This window comes from Marinibacterium profundimaris, assembly GCF_002210095.1.
Lineage (GTDB): Bacteria > Pseudomonadota > Alphaproteobacteria > Rhodobacterales > Rhodobacteraceae > Marinibacterium > Marinibacterium profundimaris.
Map to the genome: position 1 here is coordinate 452,132 of NZ_AQQR01000001.1, position 24,145 is coordinate 476,276.

Annotated in this window: 28 protein-coding genes; 3 read left to right on the plus strand and 25 right to left on the minus strand. The window is 68.0% G+C overall.

Going from position 1 to position 24,145, the window contains the following annotated elements:
- Nucleotides 1–26: 26 nt before the first annotated feature.
- From ATO3_RS02085 to ATO3_RS02190, 22 genes are all read right to left on the minus strand, one after another.
- Complete coding sequence (locus tag ATO3_RS02085) at nucleotides 27–317, minus strand: DUF7742 family protein (RefSeq protein WP_088648128.1); 291 nt, start codon at nucleotides 315–317, stop codon at nucleotides 27–29.
- Nucleotides 314–4,258 carry a baseplate multidomain protein megatron gene (locus ATO3_RS02090; RefSeq protein ID WP_088648129.1) on the minus strand — a complete coding sequence of 1,315 codons (3,945 nt, stop codon included), beginning with the start codon at nucleotides 4,256–4,258 and terminating at the stop codon, nucleotides 314–316. Before ATO3_RS02090 ends, ATO3_RS02085 begins: the two co-directional genes overlap by 4 nt.
- Nucleotides 4,258–4,686, minus strand: coding sequence for an NlpC/P60 family protein (locus tag ATO3_RS02095; RefSeq protein ID WP_088648130.1), 429 nt, complete (start codon nucleotides 4,684–4,686; stop codon nucleotides 4,258–4,260). The genes ATO3_RS02090 and ATO3_RS02095 overlap by 1 nt, the downstream gene beginning before the upstream one ends.
- Nucleotides 4,683–5,570 (minus strand): DUF2163 domain-containing protein, encoded by an 888-nt coding sequence (locus ATO3_RS02100; protein WP_088648131.1) that lies wholly within the window; start codon nucleotides 5,568–5,570, stop codon nucleotides 4,683–4,685. Before ATO3_RS02100 ends, ATO3_RS02095 begins: the two co-directional genes overlap by 4 nt.
- On the minus strand, nucleotides 5,570–6,202 hold the full coding sequence (locus ATO3_RS02105) for a DUF2460 domain-containing protein (RefSeq protein ID WP_088648132.1): 633 nt from the start codon (nucleotides 6,200–6,202) through the stop codon (nucleotides 5,570–5,572). Before ATO3_RS02105 ends, ATO3_RS02100 begins: the two co-directional genes overlap by 1 nt.
- Before the next feature lie 13 nt (nucleotides 6,203–6,215).
- Complete coding sequence (locus ATO3_RS02110) at nucleotides 6,216–6,878, minus strand: phage tail tape measure protein (protein ID WP_088648133.1); 663 nt, start codon at nucleotides 6,876–6,878, stop codon at nucleotides 6,216–6,218.
- Nucleotides 6,847–7,074: a rcc01693 family protein gene (locus ATO3_RS02115; protein ID WP_088648134.1), complete on the minus strand. Its 228-nt coding sequence runs from the start codon at nucleotides 7,072–7,074 to the stop codon at nucleotides 6,847–6,849. Before ATO3_RS02115 ends, ATO3_RS02110 begins: the two co-directional genes overlap by 32 nt.
- Entirely contained in the window at nucleotides 7,071–7,391 is a 321-nt protein-coding gene (locus ATO3_RS02120; protein WP_088648135.1) for a gene transfer agent family protein, read from the minus strand. Before ATO3_RS02120 ends, ATO3_RS02115 begins: the two co-directional genes overlap by 4 nt.
- A 3-nt stretch (nucleotides 7,392–7,394) precedes the next feature.
- Nucleotides 7,395–7,808 (minus strand): phage major tail protein, TP901-1 family, encoded by a 414-nt coding sequence (locus ATO3_RS02125; protein ID WP_088648136.1) that lies wholly within the window; start codon nucleotides 7,806–7,808, stop codon nucleotides 7,395–7,397.
- A gap of 14 nt (nucleotides 7,809–7,822) precedes the next feature.
- Nucleotides 7,823–8,248, minus strand: a complete 426-nt coding sequence (locus ATO3_RS02130) for a DUF3168 domain-containing protein (RefSeq protein WP_088648137.1) — start codon at nucleotides 8,246–8,248, stop codon at nucleotides 7,823–7,825.
- The gene (locus tag ATO3_RS02135; RefSeq protein ID WP_088648138.1) at nucleotides 8,245–8,583 is read right to left on the minus strand and encodes a phage head closure protein; all 339 of its coding nucleotides are present in this window, start codon (nucleotides 8,581–8,583) and stop codon (nucleotides 8,245–8,247) included. Before ATO3_RS02135 ends, ATO3_RS02130 begins: the two co-directional genes overlap by 4 nt.
- Nucleotides 8,580–9,179 (minus strand): head-tail connector protein, encoded by a 600-nt coding sequence (locus ATO3_RS02140; RefSeq protein WP_088648139.1) that lies wholly within the window; start codon nucleotides 9,177–9,179, stop codon nucleotides 8,580–8,582. The genes ATO3_RS02135 and ATO3_RS02140 overlap by 4 nt, the downstream gene beginning before the upstream one ends.
- Before the next feature lie 185 nt (nucleotides 9,180–9,364).
- On the minus strand, nucleotides 9,365–10,546 hold the full coding sequence (locus tag ATO3_RS02145) for a phage major capsid protein (RefSeq protein ID WP_088648140.1): 1,182 nt from the start codon (nucleotides 10,544–10,546) through the stop codon (nucleotides 9,365–9,367).
- Nucleotides 10,547–10,583: 37 nt separating this feature from the next.
- Nucleotides 10,584–11,165, minus strand: a complete 582-nt coding sequence (locus ATO3_RS02150; protein ID WP_088648141.1) for an HK97 family phage prohead protease — start codon at nucleotides 11,163–11,165, stop codon at nucleotides 10,584–10,586.
- 16 nt (nucleotides 11,166–11,181) lie between these two features.
- A complete protein-coding gene (locus ATO3_RS02155) occupies nucleotides 11,182–11,409 on the minus strand; it encodes a GTA head formation protein, RCAP_rcc01685 family (protein ID WP_088648142.1) in 228 nt (75 codons plus the stop codon).
- On the minus strand, nucleotides 11,402–12,595 hold the full coding sequence (locus tag ATO3_RS02160; RefSeq protein WP_088648143.1) for a phage portal protein: 1,194 nt from the start codon (nucleotides 12,593–12,595) through the stop codon (nucleotides 11,402–11,404). The genes ATO3_RS02155 and ATO3_RS02160 overlap by 8 nt, the downstream gene beginning before the upstream one ends.
- A 515-nt stretch (nucleotides 12,596–13,110) precedes the next feature.
- Nucleotides 13,111–14,472, minus strand: coding sequence for a DNA-packaging protein (locus ATO3_RS02165; protein ID WP_088648144.1), 1,362 nt, complete (start codon nucleotides 14,470–14,472; stop codon nucleotides 13,111–13,113).
- The gene (locus ATO3_RS02170; RefSeq protein ID WP_088648145.1) at nucleotides 14,393–14,734 is read right to left on the minus strand and encodes a hypothetical protein; all 342 of its coding nucleotides are present in this window, start codon (nucleotides 14,732–14,734) and stop codon (nucleotides 14,393–14,395) included. The genes ATO3_RS02165 and ATO3_RS02170 overlap by 80 nt, the downstream gene beginning before the upstream one ends.
- A 232-nt stretch (nucleotides 14,735–14,966) precedes the next feature.
- Entirely contained in the window at nucleotides 14,967–16,121 is a 1,155-nt protein-coding gene (gene mltG, locus ATO3_RS02175; protein WP_088648146.1) for an endolytic transglycosylase MltG, read from the minus strand.
- Nucleotides 16,121–17,380: a beta-ketoacyl-ACP synthase II gene (gene fabF, locus ATO3_RS02180; protein ID WP_088648147.1), complete on the minus strand. Its 1,260-nt coding sequence runs from the start codon at nucleotides 17,378–17,380 to the stop codon at nucleotides 16,121–16,123. The genes mltG and fabF overlap by 1 nt, the downstream gene beginning before the upstream one ends.
- Before the next feature lie 91 nt (nucleotides 17,381–17,471).
- On the minus strand, nucleotides 17,472–18,008 hold the full coding sequence (locus ATO3_RS02185) for a GNAT family N-acetyltransferase (protein WP_088648148.1): 537 nt from the start codon (nucleotides 18,006–18,008) through the stop codon (nucleotides 17,472–17,474).
- A 163-nt stretch (nucleotides 18,009–18,171) separates the two neighbouring features.
- Nucleotides 18,172–18,405 (minus strand): acyl carrier protein, encoded by a 234-nt coding sequence (locus ATO3_RS02190; protein WP_088648149.1) that lies wholly within the window; start codon nucleotides 18,403–18,405, stop codon nucleotides 18,172–18,174.
- Between the two features lie 374 nt (nucleotides 18,406–18,779).
- On the opposite strand from ATO3_RS02190, the gene ATO3_RS02195 reads away from it, so the two are divergent.
- Entirely contained in the window at nucleotides 18,780–19,466 is a 687-nt protein-coding gene (locus ATO3_RS02195) for a DUF2726 domain-containing protein (protein WP_158217891.1), read from the plus strand.
- On the opposite strand, the gene fabG is transcribed toward ATO3_RS02195, so the two are convergent.
- The gene (gene fabG, locus ATO3_RS02200; RefSeq protein WP_088648151.1) at nucleotides 19,461–20,198 is read right to left on the minus strand and encodes a 3-oxoacyl-[acyl-carrier-protein] reductase; all 738 of its coding nucleotides are present in this window, start codon (nucleotides 20,196–20,198) and stop codon (nucleotides 19,461–19,463) included. The two genes, ATO3_RS02195 and fabG, sit on opposite strands and share 6 nt — an antisense overlap.
- A gap of 76 nt (nucleotides 20,199–20,274) precedes the next feature.
- A complete protein-coding gene (fabD, locus tag ATO3_RS02205) occupies nucleotides 20,275–21,240 on the minus strand; it encodes an ACP S-malonyltransferase (protein ID WP_088648152.1) in 966 nt (321 codons plus the stop codon).
- A 176-nt stretch (nucleotides 21,241–21,416) separates the two neighbouring features.
- Between fabD and ATO3_RS02210 the strand changes: the two genes are divergently transcribed.
- Both ATO3_RS02210 and ATO3_RS02215 read left to right on the plus strand, forming a co-directional pair.
- Nucleotides 21,417–22,670: a cytochrome b/b6 domain-containing protein gene (locus ATO3_RS02210; protein ID WP_088648153.1), complete on the plus strand. Its 1,254-nt coding sequence runs from the start codon at nucleotides 21,417–21,419 to the stop codon at nucleotides 22,668–22,670.
- A 179-nt stretch (nucleotides 22,671–22,849) separates the two neighbouring features.
- Nucleotides 22,850–23,272, plus strand: a complete 423-nt coding sequence (locus tag ATO3_RS02215) for a VOC family protein (protein ID WP_088648154.1) — start codon at nucleotides 22,850–22,852, stop codon at nucleotides 23,270–23,272.
- A 142-nt stretch (nucleotides 23,273–23,414) separates the two neighbouring features.
- On the opposite strand, the gene ATO3_RS02220 is transcribed toward ATO3_RS02215, so the two are convergent.
- Nucleotides 23,415–23,990, minus strand: coding sequence for a YceI family protein (locus tag ATO3_RS02220; RefSeq protein WP_088648155.1), 576 nt, complete (start codon nucleotides 23,988–23,990; stop codon nucleotides 23,415–23,417).
- Nucleotides 23,991–24,145: the final 155 nt, after the last annotated feature.

A 24,145-nucleotide genomic window follows, 5' to 3' on the forward strand; every position in this document is an offset into this window, starting at 1 on the left:
GCGACCGGGCAGCCGGGCAAGGGACGTCAGATCCGCTCGACGTCGTGCTCGATCAGGCAGGACAGGACCGTCTCCATGCAGCGGCAGTAGTCCATGTCGTGGAACCCGGGCTCGGGCGCCAGACGCCGCTTGCGCGCCGCCGACATCAGCGATCCGTTGCCCCAGGCCGGGTGCAGCGTGCCGGTGCGGTTCACGTGGCTCAGCGCCGCGTCGGCCTCGGCGATCATGCGCCGGCACAGCCGCTCGCGGGCCTCGCTCGGCGCAGCCAGCAGGGCGCGGGCCGCGTCGCTTACGTCTCCATGCAGTATAGGTCTCATGTCAGCTCTCCCAGGCTCGCCCGGGCAAAGGGCCCGGGCCCGAACCGTTCCGATAGTTGCGCCACCTCCCAGGTGTCCGCCCCGGCCGCCAGGTCCTCTGCCAGTTCGGCCGCGCCATAGCTCCAGTCGGGGCTTTCGGTGCTGGCCTCACGCAGCACGGCCTGTCCCGCGCGGATGCGAATGCGGTATTTCTCGCTGTCTTCACCCAGCGGCACGTCCTCAAGCTCCCAGCTGTCGCCGTCGATCCGGGTCCGCCGGATCCAGCCAAGCTCCAGCCCGCCGCCCGAGGGCACAGCCGTCAGGTGACAGGGCGCATAGGGCCGCAGCCCGACGCCCTGGAAGGCGGCCACCAGGTGGCGATAGGACGGGTCGTCATAGCCACGCTGGGCCGGTCCGATCCGGTAGTGCCGCGCGTAGCGCCGCGCCGCCGCTGCTAGGTCGATCTGCGCCGGCACACCGTCCATCAGCACGACCCGCGATCCCGCCGGCCAGGCTTGCGGCATCACCCCGTCGGTGCCCAGCTGGCCACGCAGCCGACCTGTCAGCAGGTAAGTATCCGGTCCGACAAGCTGCGCCGCGCGGAACTGGAACAGCTCCCATTGGCCGCCCTCTTCGGTTCCGCTTCCCGCCTGAGGCCCGATGGCCATCAGGTTCGCCCCGTTCAGCAGCGCCGCTTCCGTCTTCGATTCCAAAGCCCCGCCATACAGGCGCACCTGCAACGCCGGACCGTTGTCCCAGATGCCCATCGGGGCGGCGTCAAGCTGGCTTTCGGTGATCCCCACGGTCGCCCGAGACTCGATCACCTGAGTCAGAGAGTACGCCTCATCCGTATCCGAAGCGTAAAGAGCCACCGCCCCCGGCCAGGGATTCGCCGTCACCGCCAGATAGGGCGCATGCGCCACCTCGTCCCCGCGCATCAGCGGCAGGTCGAGGAAGGTGGGCTCCACGGGCATCGGCGGCTGCACCTTGCGGATCCGCGGCAGGGCTTCGGGCCCTTCGGACCGTTCATAGACGCCCGGATCGATCCGCACCGCCTCGATCAGCTGCCGGTCGGTCAGCTCGACCCGGTCGACGCGATAAAGCGCCTCGGTCTCGCCGGCCTCCACCGGCAGGCGCAGCACGTCGCCCGCCCCCAGGGCCAGCGCCGAGGGCGGCAGGGCCAGGCGCAGTGTATCGCGCGCCACCCGCGCCTCGGCCAGCCAGCGTTCGGCCACGGCACGCCCCTCGGCCCGGGTCATCGACATCGGCAGGTCGTTCGACGTCACCGCATGCGTCGCATCGTCGGGCAGCACCGCCTCCTCGGCGACCACATCATAATCCGCCTCGCTCTCGACAAAGCGCAACCTGACGCGCCCGGCCAGCTCCACCTCTGCCTCGCGCGTCTGTTCCAGCCGGCCGGGGATGTCCTGGCTCTCGGCCAGCATGTCATCGGTCACCGGCACAGCCCCGCGCCCGTCGCGCAGCTTGAACTTCAGCACCCCGTCCCGCTCGATCGCGTCGAAGCCGTAGCGCAGCATCAGCGGCTGCAGCGCCGCCCGTGCATCCCCCACATCCTCGACCGCGTAGCCGCGCACGTACCCCCAAAGCTCCGACACGTCATAGGCCGTCAGCCCCGCCTTCCGGCAGATCTCGGCCACGACCGAGGCCAGCGACCGCCCCCCGATCCGCCCCGAGATCCAGTGCCCCCGGCGATAGTTCCACCCGTCCGACCACAGGTCGCCATTGTTGGGGTAGACCGGGAATGGCCGTGTGTCCCAGGACCAGACAAAGCACCGGTCCAGGTCCAGCATGGGCGCACCATATTCCGAAGACACCGGGTTGCGCGCCGGATCCTGCCAGTAGGACAGCATGACCCGCAGGTACTGCATCTGGATCAGCTCGTCGCGCAGCCCGTTGGAGAAATAGGGCAGGCTCGATTCCGAGGATTTCGGATCCAGGAACTTGTTCGGCTGGTTCGTCGCCTTGTTGATCGCGGCACAGCCCAGTTCGGTGAACCAGATCGGCTTCGACTGCGGCACCCAGCCGGTCGGCTGCGCCTGACGCACACCGCCGATACGCTCGTGATGCGGGTTCAGCCACCAGTTCCGCACATCCTTGTAGCGCCAGACCCAGGGCTCGCCATGCGCGCCGTCGCTGATCGGCGTGCGAGCCTGCGCCTTGCGGTCGGCGTCGGATTGGTAAAACCAGTCATAGCCTTCGCCGCCCTCGACATTGCCGCGCAGGTAATCGGGATTGTAGATATACCCGTATTCAGCATCGAGGTGATCCTCGCCATCGCGCCAGTCCGACAGCGGCATGTAATTGTCGATCCCGATGAAATCGATCTCGGGATCGGACCAGAGCGGATCCAGGTGAAAGTACCGGTCCCCGCTGCCATCCTCGGGCTGATAGCCGAAATATTCCGACCAGTCGGCGGCATAGCTGATCTTGGTGTCGGGCCCCAGGATCGCCCGCACCTCGGCCGCAAGCGTCCGCAGCCGGTCGACCACGACAAAGCCGCTTGCCCCCCGGATCTGTGTCAGTGACCGCAGCTCGGATCCGATGCAGAACGCCTCGACACCTCCGGCCGCGGCGCAGAGGCAGGCGTAATGCAGGATGAACCGGCGAAAGCTCCACTCGTCGGGCCCGGTATAGGTGACCTCGCCATCCCCGATGACGAAATCCGACACCTGCGCATCACCGAAAAACGCCGCGACCTCCGCCTCCGCCGCCAACGTCCCGTCCGGAGACCCCGCCTGCCCCGGCGCCGCCGAGAGCGTGATCCGCCCGCGCCAGGGCAGCGGCGGCTGCGACGCGCCGCCGGTCCAGGGATCAGGCAGTGTGTTGCCCTCCATCTGGTCCATCAGGATGAAGGGATAAAACATCACCTTCTGACCCTGGTCGTGCAGGTGCCGGATCCCCTCGACCACCGACTGGTCCGAGGGCGTCCCGCCATAGACCGGCCGGTCGTCGATCCGCGGCAGCAGCAGCGCCTCGAACCGCCCAAGCCCGGACACCAGCCAGGGCATCCCCTCGCCGTCCATCTCCTGCTGTTCGACCTTGGGCTGCAGGTCGCATGTGCCACAGCGCAGATCGTCGCCGAACCAGCAGACCACCATCGACACCATGCCGCAGGCCGGCAGTTCGTCCACCAGCGCCTCGGTCGCATAGGCCATGTCTGTCACGTGCGACACAGCGTTCAGGTTCGCGATGCGCCGCGCCCCGAACTCCGTCTTCAGGTAGACCTGCGAGGTCGCCAGCGCGTATTCGCCCGCCCCCGGGATCATCGCCACCGCCCGCGCCTCGTGCTCGGGGTCGTCGGCATACAGCTCCGCGCCCGGCTGCTCGCCCCTTATCACCTCGAAGGAGAATTGCGGCACCCGGTTGCCGAAGGCCTCCAGCTCCAGGTCCTCCATCACCACGTAAGCCGTGCCGCGATAGGCCGGCACCTGCCCCGCGCCCTCGATCGCCTCCATCACCGGGTCGGGCAGCTGATCCTTCGTGCCGGAATAAACCCGCAGGTTCAGATCCTCGCGCGCGATCTCTTCACCGTCGGCCCAGATCCGCGCGACCCGCTCGATCTCGCCCTCGCAGATCGCCACGGCGAGCGAGACCGAGTAGCTGTATTGCGTCGTCTTCGGCCCCTTCGGCATCCCCTTGCCGCCCCCGGTGGTCGAGGCGCTTTCGGAGAAATCCGAGGCCCAGATCACCTGACCGCCGACCCGCATCCGCCCGTAGACCTGCGTGATCGGCTGGCCCACCGTCGCATTGGTCAGGCGGAACCTGTCCACCTTGCCGGTCTCTACCGGCTCGGCCCCGGCGCCCAGCAGCGACTGGTCGATGACGCGGCCCACGGTGGCCCCCACCGCGCGGCCCAGGATCGTCGTGGACAGTCCCGCGACCGTGCCGCCCAGGGATCCGCCGATGGCGGCCCCGGCCGCCGAGAGAAGGATAGTCGCCATCAGCCACTCCTGTCGGGAAATGCAAACCGCGCCACGATGCGCCGCGCCCAGGGCTGGCTCATCGAGCTTTCGATCACGCCACGCCGGGTGTAGGCGTGGATGAAGCTTTCATGCGGGACCGACACGATCCCCAGGTGCTTGGCCACGGCCCCGCTGCGCATGCGAAAGAGCACCACGTCGCCCGCCTGCTGGGCCCGGCCCGCCCGTGGCACCAGATGCGCCATGGCCGCGGCCCAAAGCCGTTCCTCGCCCTGCGGCTCGGACCAGTCCATCGAATAGGCCGGCACCTGCGCCGGCTCCGGCCCTAGCAGGTCGCGCCAGACGCCCCGGATCAGGCCCAGGCAATCGGTCCCCGCGCCGTTGCACGACGCCTGGTGCCGATACGGCGTGCCGATCCAGCCGCGCGCGATCTCGACCACGCGGCTCATCTGCGGCTGCCCCCGGTATTGGGCCGGGTCGATTTCGGCACCGCCATCACCCAGTCCTCTCCCGGGATGTCCGGAAATCCTTGGAAGTTCAGAAGGTTGTCGAACTTCTCCCGGCAGGTTTCGAACCGCTTGTCGCAGCCCGCCACCAGACGGACCCGGTCGCCCACCGTCACCGGCGCACGCAGCGGCTCCCAGACTTCGATGACCCTCAGGCCATCCTTCACCACGTCCTTCTTGACCGAGGCCCAGAGCCCCTCCGCGTCGCCGTCCAGCACCTCCAGCCGGCCGCCCGCGAACCAGCCCGGGTCAAAGCCGGCAAGCTCCGGCCAGCGGAACAGGCGGGCGTCCTCCTGGTCATCCACCTCGACCTCGGTCGCGAAACCCGGCGCGGTCAGATCGAAACCGCAATTGGCGTCGCCCAGCACGGCGGTACAGGGCTTCTGATAGATCCGCCCCATCGGCCGGTTCAGCGCCGCCGTCAGCCCTCGCAGCTCGGCCGTGAACGCCCCGCCAGACCGCCGGATCTCGCCGATGGAGCCGCGGAACTGCAGCCAGCGCACATCGGGATCGGCCCAGTTCACCAGCCAGGCGCGCAGCTCGGCATCGTCGAACCGGCCCGCCTCGATATCCGCCTCGGTGACGGCCGCATCGCTCAGCGCGCCCATCGCCTCGGTGTTGTCGACCGACAGGCCGGTGCTTTGTTGCAGGGCGCGTGCCGACAGGCCTGTGTCGGCCTTGAAGGTGATCCCCTCGAAGGCCAATTCGCAATCGTGGTCGGTGAAGCCGAAGGTCACCCCGTCCTTGCGCGTCAGAGCCCAGCAGCGGGCCAGCGTGGTCAGCCCGGCCGCCACATGTGCGCGGAACTCTGCCTCCATCCCCGCCATCAGACCCGAACCTCGACCACAGGCACATTGGGCGCCTCACCGGCCTGGAACGTCGCGACCGAGACCTGCACCAGGTCCGTCTCGAACCGCACCGGCACGTCGAATTCGAACCCGGCGGTCACCTCCGCCCCCGCGGCCGGCGCCTGCGCCAGCAGCACCTCGCCGCGCGTCGCGTCCACGGTGAAATCGCTGCCCTCGGTCAGCTCCGCCCCGTCCACGCCGATGCGCACCGTCCCCGCCACCGGTTTCTTGACGGGCCGCGCATAGCTCGACCCGCCCGAGGCATAGGTCTTGACCAGCTGAAACGTATCCCCGGCCCCGTCGCCCGTGCCGATCACCTGGTCGCCGAAGCCCGGCACCGCGCTTGCCGCGCAGGATTTGAAATCGGTCCAGTCCTTCCAGCGGAACCCGTACATCTGGCCCTGCCGCGCCTCGAAAAAGGCGATCACCCGCTCGATATCGTCCAGAGACCGCATCCCCAGCCCGGCGTCGTAGCGCCTGCGGGAATGCGCCCAGGGCGTGTTGCGCTCTTCGAACCCGTTGGCCAGCGTGACGATGTCCGTGCGCCGTTCCGGACCGCCGATGGCACCGAAACTGAGCGAAGCAGGAAAGCGGATCTCGTGGAAATTCATGGGACTGTCCTCCTCACCGGTTGCGGTTGCCACGGCCAAGCGCCCGGCTCAGCTGGCTTGCGATCTGGCCCTGGCTGCGCTGGAAGCCCTGCACATCCGGGGTCTGGATGTTCATCACCACGTTGACCGGCCCGCCGCCGCCGGCGCCGCGCACGCCCAGCTTGCCATCGGGGCCGCGCGCCAGCGGCATGATCGCCTCCGGCCCGGCCTCTCCCATCAGCCCCATGCCGCCGCGCATGGGAAAACCCGTGGGCCCGTTGACCACGCCACCATTGGCAAAGGGTGTCACCCGCCCGCCGCTGAACGCCCCGCCCTTCGCAAAGGGCAGCGCCGCGCTGACAAGCCCGCCGACCGAACTGGCCAGCATGCCACCGAAATGGTCCGTCACCGGCTTCATCGCCGCCGAATAGGTCGTGCGGATCATCGACTGCGCCAGCGTGTTCATCGCGTCCGACAGGTTCTTGCCGTCAAAGATCACCCCGTCGAACGCCCGCCGCAGCCCCTTGGACAAGCCGCGCTCCAGCCCCGCGATGCCCGCGCCGGTGGCGGCGAAGGCCGCGTTGACCCGGCGCAACTCGCTGTCGAAACTCGCCGCCATCCCGGCGGCATTGCTCAGGCTGTCGCCAAGCGCGTCGGCCTGATCGTCAAGTGCTTCGATCCCGTCCAGATCCGCCATTCTCGCATCCCTTCGCATGGTCCGGGTAGGCCGCCAGAAGCGCATCCAGACCCGCACGGTTCAGCGGCTCCGCCGCCCCGGTTTGCCCCAGCATCAGCCGAAGCTCGGCCGGGGTCAGCGCCCAGAACTCGGCCGGTTTCAGGCCCAGCCCCAGCATCCCGGCCCGCATCATCGCGGGCCAGTCAAAGGCCCTCACGTCGTCTCCGGCAGGACGAAGGCCCGGGCCAGAAGCTCTGCCGCCGCCCGCGCTGCCGCCATCGGGCCGCCCTCGATATCGGCCCGCCCCAACGCCTCGGCGCTCAGGTCATGACCGCCCCCGCGCAGCCCCGCCGCCAGCAACGCCAGAACGTCGCGCGCCGAAAACCCTCCGCCTTCGAAGCGCTGCACCAGCTCCACCATGGCGCCCTCACCCAGCGCCTCCTCCAGCTCGGCCAGCGCGCCCAGCGTCAGCTTCATGACGCGCCGCTCGCCATCGACCACCAGGGCCACCTCCCCCGTCCAAGGATTGGCCATGGCTCAGATCGCCGTGAAGCTCAGCGCACCGGCGCTGGCCATCGCCATCTCGTAGGTCGCCTCGCCGTCATGGCTCCCGGCATATTCGATCGAGGTCACCTGGAACGCCCCCTCGACCACGCCGAAATCCGGGATGATGACCTGGAACTCCGGCGTCGAACCATCGAAGAAGATCGCCCGCGCCCGCTCGTCCGTCGTGGCGTCCTTGAACACCCCCGACCCCGACAGCGCCGCCGACCGCACCCCGGCGCCCGCCAACAGCTCGCGCCATCCGCCCTCGCTCTCCAGGCTGGTGACATCCACGCTCTCGGCGTTGAAACTGACCCGCGTGGCCCGCAGCCCCGCCAATGTCTCGAACTGACCGGAGCCGGTCATGTCCACCTTGACCAAAAGGTCCTTGCCGTTCTGGGCAACCATGATGGTGTCTCCCGTTATGCTTGGGGTTGATCGTCTTCCACGCGGGCGCGGAACCTCAGGTCGATCCGGCGGATGCGCCCCGCCGGACCCGTCCGCCGGGCCCTGGCGCGCTCGAACCACAGGCCCACCAGGTGGCCCCGGTCGAGCGCGGGTGCCGCGCCCTCCAGCGCATCGCTCACCGCCGTGGCGACCTCCTTGAGCGCCGCGAAACTGTCGCCTTCGCCCACCACGGACAGGGTGAACCGGTGCAGCGCGCCGCGCCCGCTCTTGTCCGAGCGGTCGCGCACCTCCTCGGGTCCCAGCGCGACGTAGATGTCGGGCACCTGCCCCGGCGGCGGCGCGTCAAAGACCTGCAACCCGATCAGCGCCGTCAGCGCAGCATCGGTCACCAGCGTCTCGTAAACCGCCTTCTGAAGGGCCACGGCCATGCCATAGCTCATGCGGTCACCTCCTCGTCGGCGTAGCAAACCAGGTAGCGGCTGCCGCTGTCGGTCTCGGTCACCGCGCGGATCGCGTAGATACGTTCACCCTCGCGGAACCGCTGGTCCGGGCGCGGCCGCGACGGGCTGCCCACCGGCGCCGCGCGCACCTTGATCTCGTAGCTGCTGCGCGACACCGGCAGCCCGGCGCTCGATCTCTCCCGCCCAGACCGCGCCGTCACCTCGGCCCAAAGCGTGCCCAGAGCCTCCCAGTTGCGCGTCTTGCCGCCCGCGCCATCCGGCACCCGGTCGCGGCTTTCCAGCACCAGCTTGCGGTTCAGCCTCGGCCGGCTCATTGGCCCGCCCCCATGGTCAGCCGCAGCGGGCGATAGCGCTGGATCAGGCTGGTGACCCCAAAGGGCATGCAACCGTCGCTCAGCGAGGTATCGTCGCGGTATTCGTAATAATGCGCGGCCAGCATCAGCACCGCGTGCCGCAGATCCGACGGCAGCCCGGCCCAATCCGCCGACATGCCCGCCGTGAACCGCACCGTGACCGAGCCATAGCCCGGCACGTTGGGCAGTAGCGCGCCACGCGGCCGCAGGATCGGGCGGTGCATGTCCGCCTCGATCCGCACGCGCGTCGTGTCCAGCACCTCCTGGCCGCCATCCGCGTCCAGTGTCCGGATCTCGACGATCGACCCCACCGGCGCCACCGGAAAAGCCTCGCCCATCGGGTTGGCCCATTCATGGATCGTCCAGGCGAAATCCCGTGCAATCAGCGCCTTGCCGGTGCGCGCCTCGATGGCGGAGAGCGCCGCGCGCAGGAAGGTGATCAGCGTCCCGTCCTGCAGGCTGTCATCCTCGAAGCCGGTCCCGACCTTCAGATGCGCCTTGAATTCCTCCACCGGCAAGACCTCGTCGGCAAAGGTGGTTTCCTCGATCAACATCATGCGTTCACTCCGCGCGTTTCGTCCCGTCCCCGGGCCGGCCAGCTCCTGGCCTCATCGCAATATGGCGGGCACGCGCCGCTCCACGCCGCTCGGACGGAGGGAAGCAGCTGGACGACGTGAAGGTCCTGTCCGACACGCACCCGCCGCGGCCGGGCCGGTTCCCCGGCCGCGGCCATCGGCGCCCCTTACGAGGTGCCGAATTTCAGCAGCTTGATCGCGGCAAAGTCCGACACGTCGCCGCCGACACGTTTGGTGGCGAAGAACAGCACATGCGGCTTGGCGCTGAACGGATCGCGCAGGATGCGAAGGTCGGGGCGCTCGGCAATCGTGTAGCCGGCCGCGAAATCCCCGAAGGCGATCGAGAAGCTGTCGGTGGCGATATCGGGCATGTCCTCGGCGATCAGCACGCGGTACCCCAGCAGCCGCGCGGGCTCGCCCGCGGCCAGGCCATCGGCCCACAGGAACCGCCCGTCGCTGTCCTTCAGCTTGCGCACCACGCCGGCGGTCTTCGAATTCATCACGAAGGTGCCGTTCGCGCGGTACTGCGCGCCAAGCGCATAGACCAGCTCGATGATCGCGTCACCGGTGCCCGCGCCACCGGCCACACCGGTCGGCACATAGCCCAGCGATTCCCAGGCCCAGCTGTCATTTGCGACCTTGGGATGGGTCAGCATGCCCTTGGGCTTGTCGTTGCCATCGCCATTGATGAAGGACTGCGCCTCGGCCCGCGAAAACTTGTCGGCGATGCGCGACGCCAGCCAGCCCTCGATGTCGAATGCGCTGTCGTCCAGCAGCCGCTGCGACGCCTTGGGCAGCGCGCTCAGCTCATGCAGCGGAATGACGATCCGGTCGATCGAGGGCGAGGCGCTTTCGGTCACCCCCCCGGTTTCCGAGGTCCAGCCCGCGCCGACATCGGTATGGTCGATCAGCACATCATACGAGGTCGCCTCGACATTGACGACCGTGGCCACCGCGCGCAGCGAGGCGGTCGAGGACAGGACCGACTTAATCGTGTCGGAGGTCGCCGGATCCACCAGGTATCCGCCGTCGCTGTTGACCGCGGTCGACAGCGACTTGCTCTCGAATTCAAGGCCACGCAGCCCGTCATCGTCGCCCGAGCGCAGATAGGCGTCAAAGGCCTTCTTGTGCGGCGCGTCGGCATCGACGGCGCCGGCCAGCTGCGGGCGCGCCGCGATTTGAGATTTACGATCCAGCATGGTCAGTCGCTCTTCCGTCTGTTGCATCTTGGTTTCAATTTCGGCCTGGAAGCCTTTGAATTCGCTCACGAAGCCGGTCACCGCCTGCTTCACCTCGTGAACAAAGGGCGCCTCAATGCGGCCCGTGGCCTGGGCCTCGGTCTTGCTCATCGGCCAGTCCTTCCTCTCAGGTGATGGGTCCGGCGCGTCACCGCCGCGCCAGCTCAAGCCGCGCGCCCTCGAAGGCGGCCGCCAATTCGCGCAAGGTCTCCTCGGCGCCGGGCACATCGCCCTTCGCCGCCACCCGCGCACTGGGCAACATCGGGAAGGTCACCAAAGACACCTCCCAAAGCTCCAGTTCCGTCAGGACCCTCTGGCCCTTGTCGTTCTTCGTGGCGCGCCGCGTGCGATACCCGATCGACAGCCCGTCGATCGCGCCCGCCTCGATCAGCGCCTTGGCCTCGCGCCCCTTCTCGACGCTCTCCAGCAGCCGCCCCGAGACGAACAGCCCCCGGCCGTCCTCGCGCACCTCGTCCCAGACGCCGATCGGCTGGGCCGGATCGTGCTGCCACAGCATCTTCACCGTGCCGCCGCGCGCCTTCAGCGCCGCCAGAGAGGCCGCATAGGCGCCCGTCTCGACCACGTCGTTGCCCTGGTCGGCGGCCCCGAACAGGCTGGCATAGCCCTCGATCCGCAGCCCGTCGCCGGCCTTGTCGTTGATCTCCACGCCTTCGCCGAACCGCGCGAACTTGTGCTCCAGCCCGGTCTCCGGGCCTGCCTCATGTGTCATGATCGTCTCTCCGACTTCAGGGATTTACCGACAGGATCGACTGGAAGGCTTGGGCCAGGATCGCCGCCGCCACGCCGTAGACGGCCAGCCACAGCCGCTTTTCCAGCCGCTCCATCATCTCCTCGATCCGCTCCAGCCGCTGACAGAGCATGTCGTGATGGATCTGGCTGACCTTCTCATGCGCCTGCAGCCGCAGCCCCGGGGCGCAGTCGAACGCCTCGAAGATGCGCCGTTCCTCAGACATCGCCCGCCTCCGGCAGGGCCGGCAGCCCCAGCAATGCGCGCTTCTCGGCGTCGGTCAGGAAATCCGCGTTGTTCACACGCGCCCATTGCGCGTCCCGTTCCGCGGCCAGTGCGGGCACCTGGTCCAGGTCCGGCTTCAGCTCCAGCATCTCGCCGGTGAACCCCGACAGCCAGTCCGCCAGCGCCGCCGCCACCCGCGTCGCCAGCGGCAGCACCGTCAGCCGATAGAACGCCCGGTTGGCCTCCTGGTAATTGGCGTAGGTCGCGTCGCCCTGGATCCCCAGCAGCATCGGCGGCACCCCGAAGGCCAGCGCGATCTCGCGCGCGGCCGCCTCCTTGGTCTTCTGGAACTCCATGTCGCTGGGCGAGAACCCCATCGGCTTCCAGTCCAGCCCGCCTTCCAGCAGCATCGGCCGCCCGGCATTCCGCGCGCCCTGGTGAAAGGTCTCGATCTCGTCGCTCAGCCTGCGGAACTGGTCATCCGCCATCTGCCCCTGCCCGTCGGACCCCTTGTAGACCAGCGCCCCGCTGGGCCGGGCCGCGTTGTCCAGCAGCGATTTCGACCAGCGCGAGGCCGAATTGTGCACATCCACCGCCATCGCCGCCGCCTGCAGCGGAGACAGCCCGTAATGGTCGTCCTGCGGATGGAAGGTCTTGATATGGCAGATATTCGGCTGCCCGGTCACGTCAAAGCGATGCTTGCGGCCCGCCACGCTGTATTCATAGGCCACCGGCCAGCCATCCGCGCCCGGCACCACCGCCATCCGGTCCGAGCGCAGCACGTGCAGCTCCACCGGCTGGCCCTCCTCGCCCGGGACCGCCTCGACATAGGCATTCCCCGACAGCAGCAGCTGGCCAAACAGCGCCTCCATAAGCTCTGCCCGCCCCTGCGCCGCGTTGGGCCGGCGCACCAGCGACAGCACGGGATGCACGTCATAGCGCTTCACCCGGTCCTGCAGCACCAGCGGCAGCGCCGCCGCCGCCTCGGCGATCAGCTTGACCGACCGGAACCCGACGGGGTTGCCGGCAAAGCCCGATTTCGTAAGCGACACGGCATCCCGCGGCGACCAGGCCACGCGGCCCTGGCTGTGCCAGGCCACGATCGGGCCCGCCGCGCTGGCCTTGCGCTCCGGCACGGCCGCCTCGGCCCGGGTGCCTCCGTCGCGACGTAGAAAGTCGAAAACCATGCGAGATGCTCCTTCCTGCGCTCCTGCGCGGCCACCCCCGGACAGGGCCGCCAACCAGGCTCGTGAAGGGTTTTCCCGCAATTTGTGTAAATCTTCCGAAACGCACCGCGCGCCGCCCCCGCAACACCCGACCCCGCCGATTCGCATGCGCCAACGGCCCCGACCGCGCCCCTCACGGACCGCGCACCCGCTGCCAGCCCACAGCAAGCAGAATTCCCCGCACGAACCCGTGGTCCTCGTCTTTCCCGCCAAACCGCGCCGGCCTCCCGCCACGGCCCGCACCCCAAAGCTCACACAGACCGCCGGTGCCCCGCTCGCACCGCCCCCCTGTCTTCACCTTTGGCCAAATACTCCATCCCGCCCCCTCAGCCCTCCGGCCCCCGGGGACAGCGCGCCATCCCCGCCGCGGGCCGTAGGGTGGGGTTTCACCCCACCGCCCCCCAAACAGCAAAACGGCGGCCCGCCTCCGCGCACCGCCGCTCCGTTCTCTTCCTGCGACCGCCCCGGTCAGCCGCTCACAACATCCGCGCCCTGGGCCTCTGGTAGGACGCCGCCGGCTCGATGATCAGCTCGTGCAGCGCCCAGACCAGCGCATCCACCCGGTCGGGAGAGCCGTTCCCCTCGAAGCCCCGCACCGTCATCTGGATCATCTGCTCCTCCAGCCGGTCCAGCCCCGCAACATGCTTCACCCGCCCCTGCTCGTATAGCGCCGCGACCGGCTCCGCCCGGGCGCCCTTGCCCTTGGCCGCATGCACGGTCTTCAGCGGCACCAGCGGGTTCACCTGTCTCAGCACCTCGTCCACCAGCTTGCCGCCCTGGTTCACCTCCGCCACCAGCCGGTCGCCCCCGAACCGCTCCATCGCGCGCAGCGCCGCCTCCGCCCAGCCGGACGGAGACGCCCCCTCCACCGTGCAATCCCCCAGCACATAGGCCCGCCACTCCACCGGCGGCCCCTGCGTCACCGCGCCCACCGCCACGATCCCGCAGGCATCCGCGCCGCCCACCGACGGGTCCAGCGCCACCACCACCCGGTCCAGCTCGGGCACCTGCTCCACATGCGCCGCATCCAGCAGCTTGCCGGTCCACAGCGCGCCATCCACGTCCGGCAGCAGCACGCCGTCCAGCTCCTGCCGCCCCAGCCGCGTGCCCGCGTATCGCGCCCGCACCTCTTCCAAGAACGAGTCGGCCAGGTTGGCCCGGTTCGCCTCGGTCGGCGCATGGGTCACCACGGTCGACGGCGTCTCCAGCAACCGCTTCAGCACCGCCACATTGCGCGGCGTCGTCGTCACGCAGACCCTCGGATCATCCCCCAGCCGCAGCGCGAACTGCAGCATGTCCCAGGTCTCCTCGCCCTTCTTCCACTTCGCCAGCTCGTCCACCCAGGCCCCGTCGAACTGCGGCCCCCGCAGCCCCTCGGGATCATGGGCGGAAAAGGCCTGCGCCACGGCCCCGTTGTGCCAGATCAGCTTGCGTTCACCCGCCTTCCACTCGGGCCGCCGGTCGGGCGGCGAACAGGCCATGATGCCGCTGTCGCCAAAGATCATCACGTCGCGCACCTGGTCGAATGTCTCGCCCACCAGGGCCAGCCGCCGTGCCGGCCCACGGTCGGTGGGCTTCGCGCCCTCAACGCGCGAGCGCACCCATTCCGCCCCGGCCCGGGTCTTGCCCGCGCCCCGGCCGCCCATCACCACCCAGGATCGCCACTGCCCCTCGGGCGGCAGCTGATGCTCCAGCGCCCAGAACTCGAACAGGTAAGGAAGGGCGCAAAGCGCGCCCTCCCCAAGGCTTTCCAGAAATTCAGCTCTCACCGCAGCAGGTGCGGAGGCGACCAAGGCGGCACCCGATCTCAGCTCGAGCGAGGTCAAGGTCGAGCGCATATCCCCCGCGCACGATCCCGGCTTTCCGGTTGCAGATTTCAGCAAGGCTCACCTCCGTTTTCATGCAGTTTCGGGCCAGCTGATCCACCGCCGCGATCTCCTTCGCGCCGGTCCCAAGATCCTGGGTCTCGCCCTCTTCGATCTTCTTGCGCAGCGCCATGGCCGTGCGGCGCAGGTCGCCCAGGCTGTCCTGCAGCGCCTTCAGCAGCTCCGCGGTGCTGTCCGTGTCCTTCGTCAGGTCCTGTTGGGTAATCAGGGTCATTCTCTGCCTCTTGGGGTTTGTTGTTATCGTTGATCCCCGTCCGAACAGGCCGTTGGTCAGAAACGAAAAAACGGCCACCCGGGGTTACCCAGGGGCCGTTTCCGACAGCTTGTCCAGCATGTCACAACTCATAGTTGCGTCCGCGCCCAAAGTCAACGCGTTGCGCAACAGCGGGCTTCAACCGCCCGATAACATTACCAAAACCTGAACAGTCCCGAAGTGGGCCAACAGATCAGTTGTTAGCCCGCTCCGCCTCGATCTCGCGCCAGCGTGCGACGTTGGAATTATGCTCCTCCAGCGTCCGGGCAAAGGCGTGCCCGCCCGACCCGTCGGCCACGAAGAACAGGTAATCCGTGTTGTCGGGATTGGCCGCGGCCTCCAGGCTCGCCATCCCCGGATTCGCGATCGGCGTCGGCGGCAGACCAAGGATCACATATGTATTCCAGGGCGTTACACCTCGAAGTTCACTTTGCCGCAGGCCCCGGCCCAGCACGCCTTCGCCCTTGGTGATCCCGTAGATCACCGTCGGGTCCGTCTGCAGACGCATGCCTTCTTCCAGCCGGTTGACGAAGACGCTGGCCACCTGGCCCCGCTCTTCCGGCACGCCGGTTTCCTTCTCGATGATCGACGCCAGGATCAGCAATTCTTCCGGGCTATCCACCGGAACCGACGGATCGCGCGATTCCCAGGCCGCGCCGACGCGCAACACCTGAACCGCTTCCATCTCGTCCAGAAGCGCCTGACGCTGGGCGCCGTTCACCACTTCGTAACTGTCGGGGGCCAGCGTTCCTTCGTCCGGAACCTCGGCGATGGTGCCTTCCAGCATGTCCATCGCCTTCAGCCCCTCGACGACCTGCCAGCTTGTCGTGCCCTCGGCCACGACCATGCGGTACCGGGTATCGGCTGTGGCGCGGGCGGCGGAATATTCCTGCGGCTGCGTGCCTTCGGTCGGGTCGAACTCGGCCGCCACGACAAAGGCGTTCTCGGCCGTGTCATAGGTCGTCACCTGGGTGGTGATCTGCGTCACGCCGATGCGGAACACCACCTCGGTGCCGCAGGTGCTGGCGCCGCCGCGGGTCACGACATCGACGATATCCTCCATCGAGGCGCCTTCCGGCAGCAGGAAGCTGCCCGCCTTCAGCTGACCGGACTTGCCGGCGTAATCCGCGCCAATCCGGAACAGCTTCTCGCTGGTCACCGCGCCTTCCGCCAGCAGGGTCTCCGACACCCGCGTCATGTTCGAGCCACGCTCCACCCGCAGGCACATCGGGCCGTCCAGCGGGCCCTCGGCCCGGTATTCACCCTGTCCCCAAAGCACCAGCCCGCCCAGCAGGAACAGCGCGATGATCAGCAGGGTCAGGACATTGGACGCAAGGCTGCGCCACATCACGCTGCCTTTCCGAAGATCACGCTGGCATTGGTCCCGCCGAAGCCGAAGGAATTCGACAGCACCACGTTGATCTCGCGCTCGACCTTGGCATTGGGCGCCAGGTCCAGCGGCGTGTCGACGGCGGGGTTGTCCAGATTGATGGTCGGCGGTGCCACCTGGTCGCGCAGCGCCAGGATCGAGAAAATCGCCTCCACGGCGCCGGCAGCGCCCAGCAGGTGGCCGATGGCGGACTTGGTCGAGGACATGGTCACCTTGCCGGCGGCATCGCCCAAGATCCGCTCCACCGCGCCCAGTTCGATCGTGTCGGCCATGGTCGAGGTCCCATGCGCGTTGATGTAGTCGATCGCCCCCGGCTCAAGCTTGGCCGAACGCAGCGCCGCCTTCATGGCGCGCTCTGCCCCGTCGCCGTCCTCGGACGGCGCGGTGATGTGATAGGCGTCGCCCGACAGACCGTATCCCAGCACCTCGGCGTAGATCTTTGCGCCGCGCGCCACGGCGTGGTCGTAATCCTCCAGCACCACCACACCGGCGCCCTCGCCCATGACAAAGCCGTCGCGCTCGCTGTCATAGGGCCGGCTGGCCATCGACGGGGTGTCGCGGTACTTCGTGGACAGCGCCTTGCAGGCGTTGAACCCGGCGATGCCGATCTCGCAGATCGCGGCTTCGGCCCCGCCGGCGATCATCACGTCGGCGTCGCCGTACTGGATCAGCCGCGCGGCATCGCCGATCGCGTGGGTGCCGGTGGCGCAGGCGGTCACGACCGCATGGTTCGGCCCGGTAAAGCCATAACGGATGCTCACCTGGCCCGAGACCAGGTTGATCAGCGCGCCGGGGATGAAGAACGGCGACACGCGCCTGGGGCCGCGGTCGCGCAGCAGGATCGAGGTCTCGGCGATGGACTGCAGTCCGCCGATGCCCGAGCCAATCATCACGCCGGTGCGCTCGCGGTCTTCCCGGTCCTCGGGTTTCCAGCCGGAATCCTCCACCGCCATCACGGCGGCGGCATAGCCGAAGAGGATGAAATCATCGACCTTGCGCTGTTCCTTCGGCTCCATCCAGACATTGGGATCGAACGTATGATCCGACCCGTCTCCGCGCGGCACCTCGCAGGCATAATTCGTCGCCAGGTGCTCTGCGTCGAACCTGGTGATCGTGCCAGCGCCGGATTGTCCGTCCAGCAGACGTGCCCAGCTGGCCTCGACGCCGCTCGCCAGCGGAGTCACCAGACCCAGCCCTGTCACAACCACTCTGCGCATGTCAGCCCTCTTGCCTCACTCTGTCTCTTGTGCGAACCGCTCATACCGCGCCGCCCGGCCCATGAGCAAGGGGAACCGGACCGCGAAACGTTCAGCGCACCGGCGGAGAATTGCGCCTGAGCAGCAGAACCGGCCCGCCGCCGTCCTCGACCACGCGCAGCCGCGCATAGCCCAGCCGCGCCGCCACCGCCGCACCTGCCCCGTCCCCGTCGCGCACGCGCGCCACCAGGGGCCCTGTTATCACCCGGTCGAACCAGTCATGCGCCGCCGTCATCGCCTCCAGCCCAAAACGCTGGTCCAGCATGTCGGGCAGCAGCAGCACCGAAGCCTCGGGATAGGCATCGAAATCCGCGCCGAGGTCGCTGACGGAATAGCGGAAACCCGCCTGCCCGATGATCTGGCGCGTGGTGCGGTCCTCGATCGCCCATTCGCCGAAGCCCGTCATGTGCCAGTGCCCGGCCACCCGCAGGAACACCCCCCAGGCCCGCGACCGGCTGAGCGGCCCGCCCGCGGCATGCCGTCCGACGATGGGCGAGGCCCAGAGATCGGCAAACCGGTCGAAATCCTCAGCGCGCATGGCGCGAAGCGTCAGACGGGAGGTGTTGATGTTGGGTATCGCTCGGATCATGCGGGAAAGGCCTGAAACGCGGGATCAAACGCCCTCAGCCTGTCCGCCTCCCGCGTGGCGCGCAAGGGGACCCCATGCCGCGCCCAAGAAAAATGGCGCCCTCCCGCCCGGGAAAGCGCCACCTCAGGGCCCACGAAGGGGCTTTTGGCCGTTCGGCCGCCGCTTACTGGGCGTCCTTGATGAACTTGACCGCGTCGCCGAAGGTCTGGATGGTTTCGGCGGCGTCGTCCGGGATCTCGATGCCGAACTCTTCTTCGAACGCCATCACCAGTTCCACGGTATCCAGGCTGTCAGCGCCGAGGTCGTCGATGAACGACGCGTTCTCCGTCACCTTCTCCTCTTCGACACCCAGATGCTCAACAACGATCTTCTTAACGCGATCTTCGACGTCGCTCATATCAGTTCCTCATTCCTTCCGGGCCTTTTTGCCCTCATGTGATGCCTGTACCCGACCGGGTGGCCTGTTGTGCCCCCCGTTGTCCGGGAGACGGCTCGTTCCCGGCAGCACCGGGGCGACCAAGGCCGGCCCTTTGCCCGCCGTGGCGAAATGTGCGTGGCCTATAGCATACCAAATGGGGAAGGCAAACGCTTATGCAACCGCCCTTTCCCTCCCCCATGTTTACCCTGATCGGGCCACATTCTGCCCTGAATTGCATGGCATTCCATACGAAAAACGCAAGAGCGGGAAGAGGAAATGTGCTTATGAAATGGGTCTCCGTTCCGCAATCGGGCGAGTTCGATGGAGCAATCCCCGCCGTGGGCGACGACCGGATGCTTCTGCTGCTCATCCTGGGCGCGGTGCTTTTGTTCATGGTCGCACGCCTTGTCCTGTCGCTGCGCACTGCGGCGCGCCCGACGCCTGCGCGACGGTCCCGCAATGGCGCGCAGCCGGCGGCCGGGCTGACCCGCCTCCGGGGGAGCCCCGGCGCATCGCCGCGCCCGACCACCGACCAGCAGACCAATGCCGCGCGATCCGACCCCACGGTGCCGCAGGACAATACCTCGTCCGTCAACCAGCAGATTGCCTACGTGGCCGCGGCCGATTTCGACCGGCAGCGATTGCTCAACCACTCCGAATATCGCCTGTTGCTGCAGCTCGAATCCATACTGCCGCGCGTCGCGCCGGACCACAGGCTCATGGCGCAGGTCAGCTTGCCCGAAGTCATTCGCCCGAGGGGGGATGCCTCCACCAGGGAGTGGAAGCGCGCCTTCCATGCGATCAACGCGAAACGACTGGATTTTGCTGTCTTCGATCGCGGCGGCTACCTCGCCTGCGCGATCGAATTCCAGGGGTCCGGGCATTACCTGGATGCGGAAAAGACCTTTGTCCGGGATGCCGTGAAACGCGAGGCATTGCGCCGCGCCGGCATCCCGCTGATCGAGATCGATCCCTCCTTCAAGGCGGAGGACGTCGAGGCCACCTTGCGCCGCCACTTCAGGGCGGCGCGGGCCTCATAGCATCGCGAGACCGCCGTTCACGTGCAGCGTCGCGCCCGTGACATAGCCCGCCTCGGGGCTGGACAGGTACAGAACACCCGCCGCGATCTCTTCCGGCGTGCCCATGCGGCCCGCGGGCACGTTGGTCAGGATCCCCGAACGCTGGTCGTCGGTCAGCTTGTCGGTCATCGCCGTCTCGATGAACCCCGGCGCCACGGCGTTCACCGTGATCCCGCGCGAGGCGACCTCGTAGGCCAGCGATTTCGACATGCCGATCATGCCCGCCTTGGCGGCGGCGTAATTGCCCTGCCCCGGGTTGCCGGTGGCGCCCACGACCGACGAGATGTTCACGATCCGGCCCCAGCGCGCCTTCATCATGCCGCGCAGCACGCCACGGCACAGCTTGAAGGTCGCGGTCAGGTTCACGTCCAGCACCTGGTTCCACTCGTCGTCCGACATCCGCATGAAGAGGTTGTCGCGGGTGATGCCGGCGTTGTTGACCAGGATATCCACCGCTCCCATGGCGGCGGCGGCGTCCTTTGGCAGCGCGGCCAGCGCCTCGGCATCGCCGAGATTGCAGGGCAGCACGAAGGCGCGCTCACCCAGTTCGGCGGCCAGCGCCTCCAGCGGCTCGGTGCGCGTGCCGGACAGGCCCACATTGGCCCCCGCCCCGTGCAGCGCCTTGGCAATGGCGCCGCCAATGCCACCGGACGCGCCGGTGACCAGCGCGCTCTTCCCCGTCAGATCGAACATGTAAGGATACTCCCTTCGGCCCATGGTGTGCCGGCCCCGCCCGTTGTCACGAGAGGTCGCCGGCCGGGCCAGACTTTCAAGAAACGGCCGCTGCGGCCCGGGTTTCGGCCAGCGCTTCGGCCGCCTTGATCACATCCTCGGGCGCGCCGATGGCACGGGTCGCCAGAGAGCGGTCGATCCGGCGGGCCATGCCGCAAAGCGCCTTGCCCGCGCCCAGTTCCCAGACCTCGGTCACGCCGTCGCCGACCATGTATTCCACGCTTTCACGCCAGCGCACGTTGCCGGTCACCTGGTCGACCAGCAGCGAACAGATCGTCGCCGGGTCGGTCACCGGACGGGCCTCGACATTGGCGACCAGCGGCACCTGCAGCGCGCCGTGCTCCACGGTCGACAGCGCCTCGGCCATGGTGCGGGCGGCGGGTTCCATCAGGTCGCAGTGGAACGGGGCGCTCACGGGCAGCATGACGACGCGCTTGGCGCCCTTGCCCTTGGCGATCTCGCCCGCGCGTTCGACCGCGTCGCGGTGGCCCGAGACGACAACCTGGCTCGGATCGTTGTCATTGGCGGCCGCACAGACCTGGCCTTGCGCGGCCTCGCGCGCGACCTCTTCGACCGCCTCGAAGCCCATGCCCAGGATGGCGGCCATCGCGCCCTCGCCCACCGGCACGGCCGATTGCATCGCCGCGCCGCGGATCCGCAGCAGCCGCGCGGCGTCGGCCACGCTGAACATGCCCGCGGCGGTCAGCGCCGAATACTCGCCCAGCGAATGCCCCGCCACATAAGACGCCCGGCCCACCGGCACGCCTTCGCTTTCCAGCGCGCGCACCGCGGCCATCGAGGTCGCGAAGAGCGCGGGCTGCGCATTCTCGGTCAGGGTCAGGGTGTCCGGGTCGCCCTCCCAGATCAGCGAGCTGAGCTTTTCGCCCAGGGCCTCGTCGACCTCGTCGAAGACGGCTCTGGCCGCCGGATATGCATCGGCGAGGGCCTTGCCCATGCCGACAAACTGGGACCCCTGTCCCGGGAACACGAATGCAAGTTTCATCTACCCTCACCCATCTGAAGATCGCGGCACCATGTAGACCGCGAACCCCCACCGCACAACCCGTGGCAATCCTGCACCGTTTATGTGCGCGGGATGCGATTGCGTGGATGCTGCGCGTGCATAGAAAAGATGTATCACTTCTGCAGCCCCGCCCGCCTGTCCGCAAAGGAGCCCCCATGCCCGCCGCCAACACCGCCCGCAGCTTCGGGTCCGTGACGAAGACCCTGCACTGGCTGACCGCCCTGCTGATCTTCGCCGCCTTCCCGCTTGGGCTGATCGCCCATGACATGTCCGAGGCGATCCTGAACCCCGACATTCCCACCACCGACGCCGAGATCTCCCGCACGATCTTCCTTTTTTCCATGCACAAAACGCTGGGCGTCACCGTGTTCTTCGTGGCGCTGATCCGGATCCTCTGGGCCCTGACGCAGACGCGGCCGGGTCTTCTGAACGGGAACAAGCCGCTGGAATCCGGCCTGGCCGAAACGATACACTGGCTGCTCTACGGCAGTCTCGTGATGGTGCCGCTGTCGGGCTGGATCCACCACGCCGCCACCACCGGATATGCGCCGATCTGGTGGCCCTTCGGCCAGTCGCTGTTCTTCGTGCCCAAGGATCCGCAGGTGTCCGAACTGTGGGGCGGCGTTCACGACGTTCTTACAAAGGTTCTGCTGGTCTCGGTTCTGTTACATATCGCCGGCGCCTTGAAACATCATGTGATCGACAAGGACGCCACGCTGCGCCGGATGCTGCCCGGCCAGGTCGACGCGCCGGTGGCGCCGGGCGCGCATCACGGGATCGTGCCGCCGCTGCTGGCGGTCGTGCTGGCGGTTCTGGCCCTGGTCGGCGGCGGGCTGGCCGGGGTCTATGGCGAGGCTCCCGCGGGCAGCGCCACGGCGGCCAATGCGCCGGCGGCCTCCGCCCCGGCCGAGGCAGGCGCCGCGAACTGGACTGTCCAGGACGGCACGCTCGAGATTACCGTGCGGCAGATGGGCTCGGACGTGACCGGCAGCTTTGCCGACTGGACGGCCGCGATCGCATTCGAGCCGCAGGACGCGCCCGGCCCGGCCGGATCGGTCGAGGTGACCGTCACGATCGCCTCGCTGACCCTGGGCAGCGTCACCTCGCAGGCCATGGGGTCGGAGTATTTCGACGCCGAAACCTACCCCAAAGCCACCTTCACCGCCGAGATCCTGCGGACCGAAACCGGCTATACCGCGCCCGGCACGCTGACGATCCGCGACACGAGCGTTCCCGCAGAGCTGCCCTTCACGCTGGAGATCGAAGGCGACACGGCGCGGATGACCGGCTCCATGCAGGTCGACCGGACGTCCTTCGGCATGGGCGAAGGCGTGGCCGAGAAAACGCTGGGCAACGGTGTCTTCATCGACGTGGCGCTCACCGCCACACGCTCCGACGCCGGGGGCTAAGCCGCCCCGCGAGACCCGCAAGATCCCGACCCCGGTGTCCGTGTCACGGATGCCGGGGTTTTCTTTTCGGCCGGCCCGGCACCGCCCCGGGAGGCGCGGACCCAGTTGCCCGGGCCACCCCTGCCGGCTTACGACGGTGCAGCCACCAGGCCCCGACGATCCGGAAGGACAGAGAACGCATGATTGCCTATGTCACGGTCGGCGCGGATGACATCGCGCGGGCGAAACGCTTCTACGCCACCATCCTGCCCGCCCTCGGCTACGGTCTGCGGGAGGGCCCCGAGGGCCTGAGCTATGCGCTGCCCGTCGCTCCGGGCCAGCGCCCGGCCCTGCCCGACTTCTACGTGAAACCGACCTTCGACGGGCGCCCGGCCTCGGCCGGCAACGGGTCCATGGTCGCCTTCGAGGCGCGCAGCCAGGCGCAGGTCCGCGACCTGCACGCCGCCGCGCTGCGCGCGGGCGGGACCGACGAGGGGCAACCGGGCTTTCGCGCCACTTACGGGCCGCATTTCTACGTCGGCTACCTGCGCGACCCGCAGGGCAACAAGATCGCGCTCTTCTCCAGCGATCCGGCCGAGCCGGGGCGGGACGACCAACGCTGACCGAAGCCGACGCGGGCCCCCTGCATGATATATGTACGAACCATCCCGCACCGGCGGAGGCGCCAAAAGAAAACCGCCGGCCCTTTCGGGACCGGCGGCGCGTCGTGCAATCCTGTCGGCCCCGGATGGGACCGCCGGTGGATCACTCGGCTTTCATCGCCTCGACCGAGATCTCGACCTCGACTTCGTCGCTGACGTAGGGCGCGAACATGCCCAGGTCGTAATCCGAGCGGACCAGCGTGGTGGTGGCGCTGAAGCCGGCCCACTGCTTGCCTTCCATCGGATGCTCGCCCGCCTGGTTCAGCACGGCGTCCAGCACGACCTCCTTGGTCACGCCGTTCAGCGTCAGGTCGCCGGTGATCAGCGCGGTGTTGTCGCCGGTCACCTCGATGCCGGTGGAGGTGAAGGTCACCATGTCCTCGTCGGTCGCACCGAAGAAATCGTCGGACATGAAGTGATCGAACCGGGCTTCCCAGCCGGTGATCATGGACTTGACCGGCATCGACACGGTCACGGAGGAATTCGCCGGATCCTCGGCGTCGTAGTCGATTTCGCCCTCGAAGCCCGAGAACATGCCGTAGCCGGTCGAGAACCCGAGGTGGTTGTAGTGGAACACGATCTGGCTGTGGCTGGAATCAAGCACATAGGCTTCGGGCTCGGCCACGGCCGCGGTTGCAACAGCAGCAAGGAAGCCGGCGGCGAGAAGCGGGGTTTTCATCACGATGTCTCCGTTTAGATCAGTTGAGATCAGAAGCTTGGTACGTGACTGGAATGTGCGATGCGTGGCTATTGCGGCAACTGCACAAATCCCAACAGGGTCTGTGGATCCGCGAACAGCTGCGACCCGATCCGAAGGCAGAAGTCCGCCGTGGC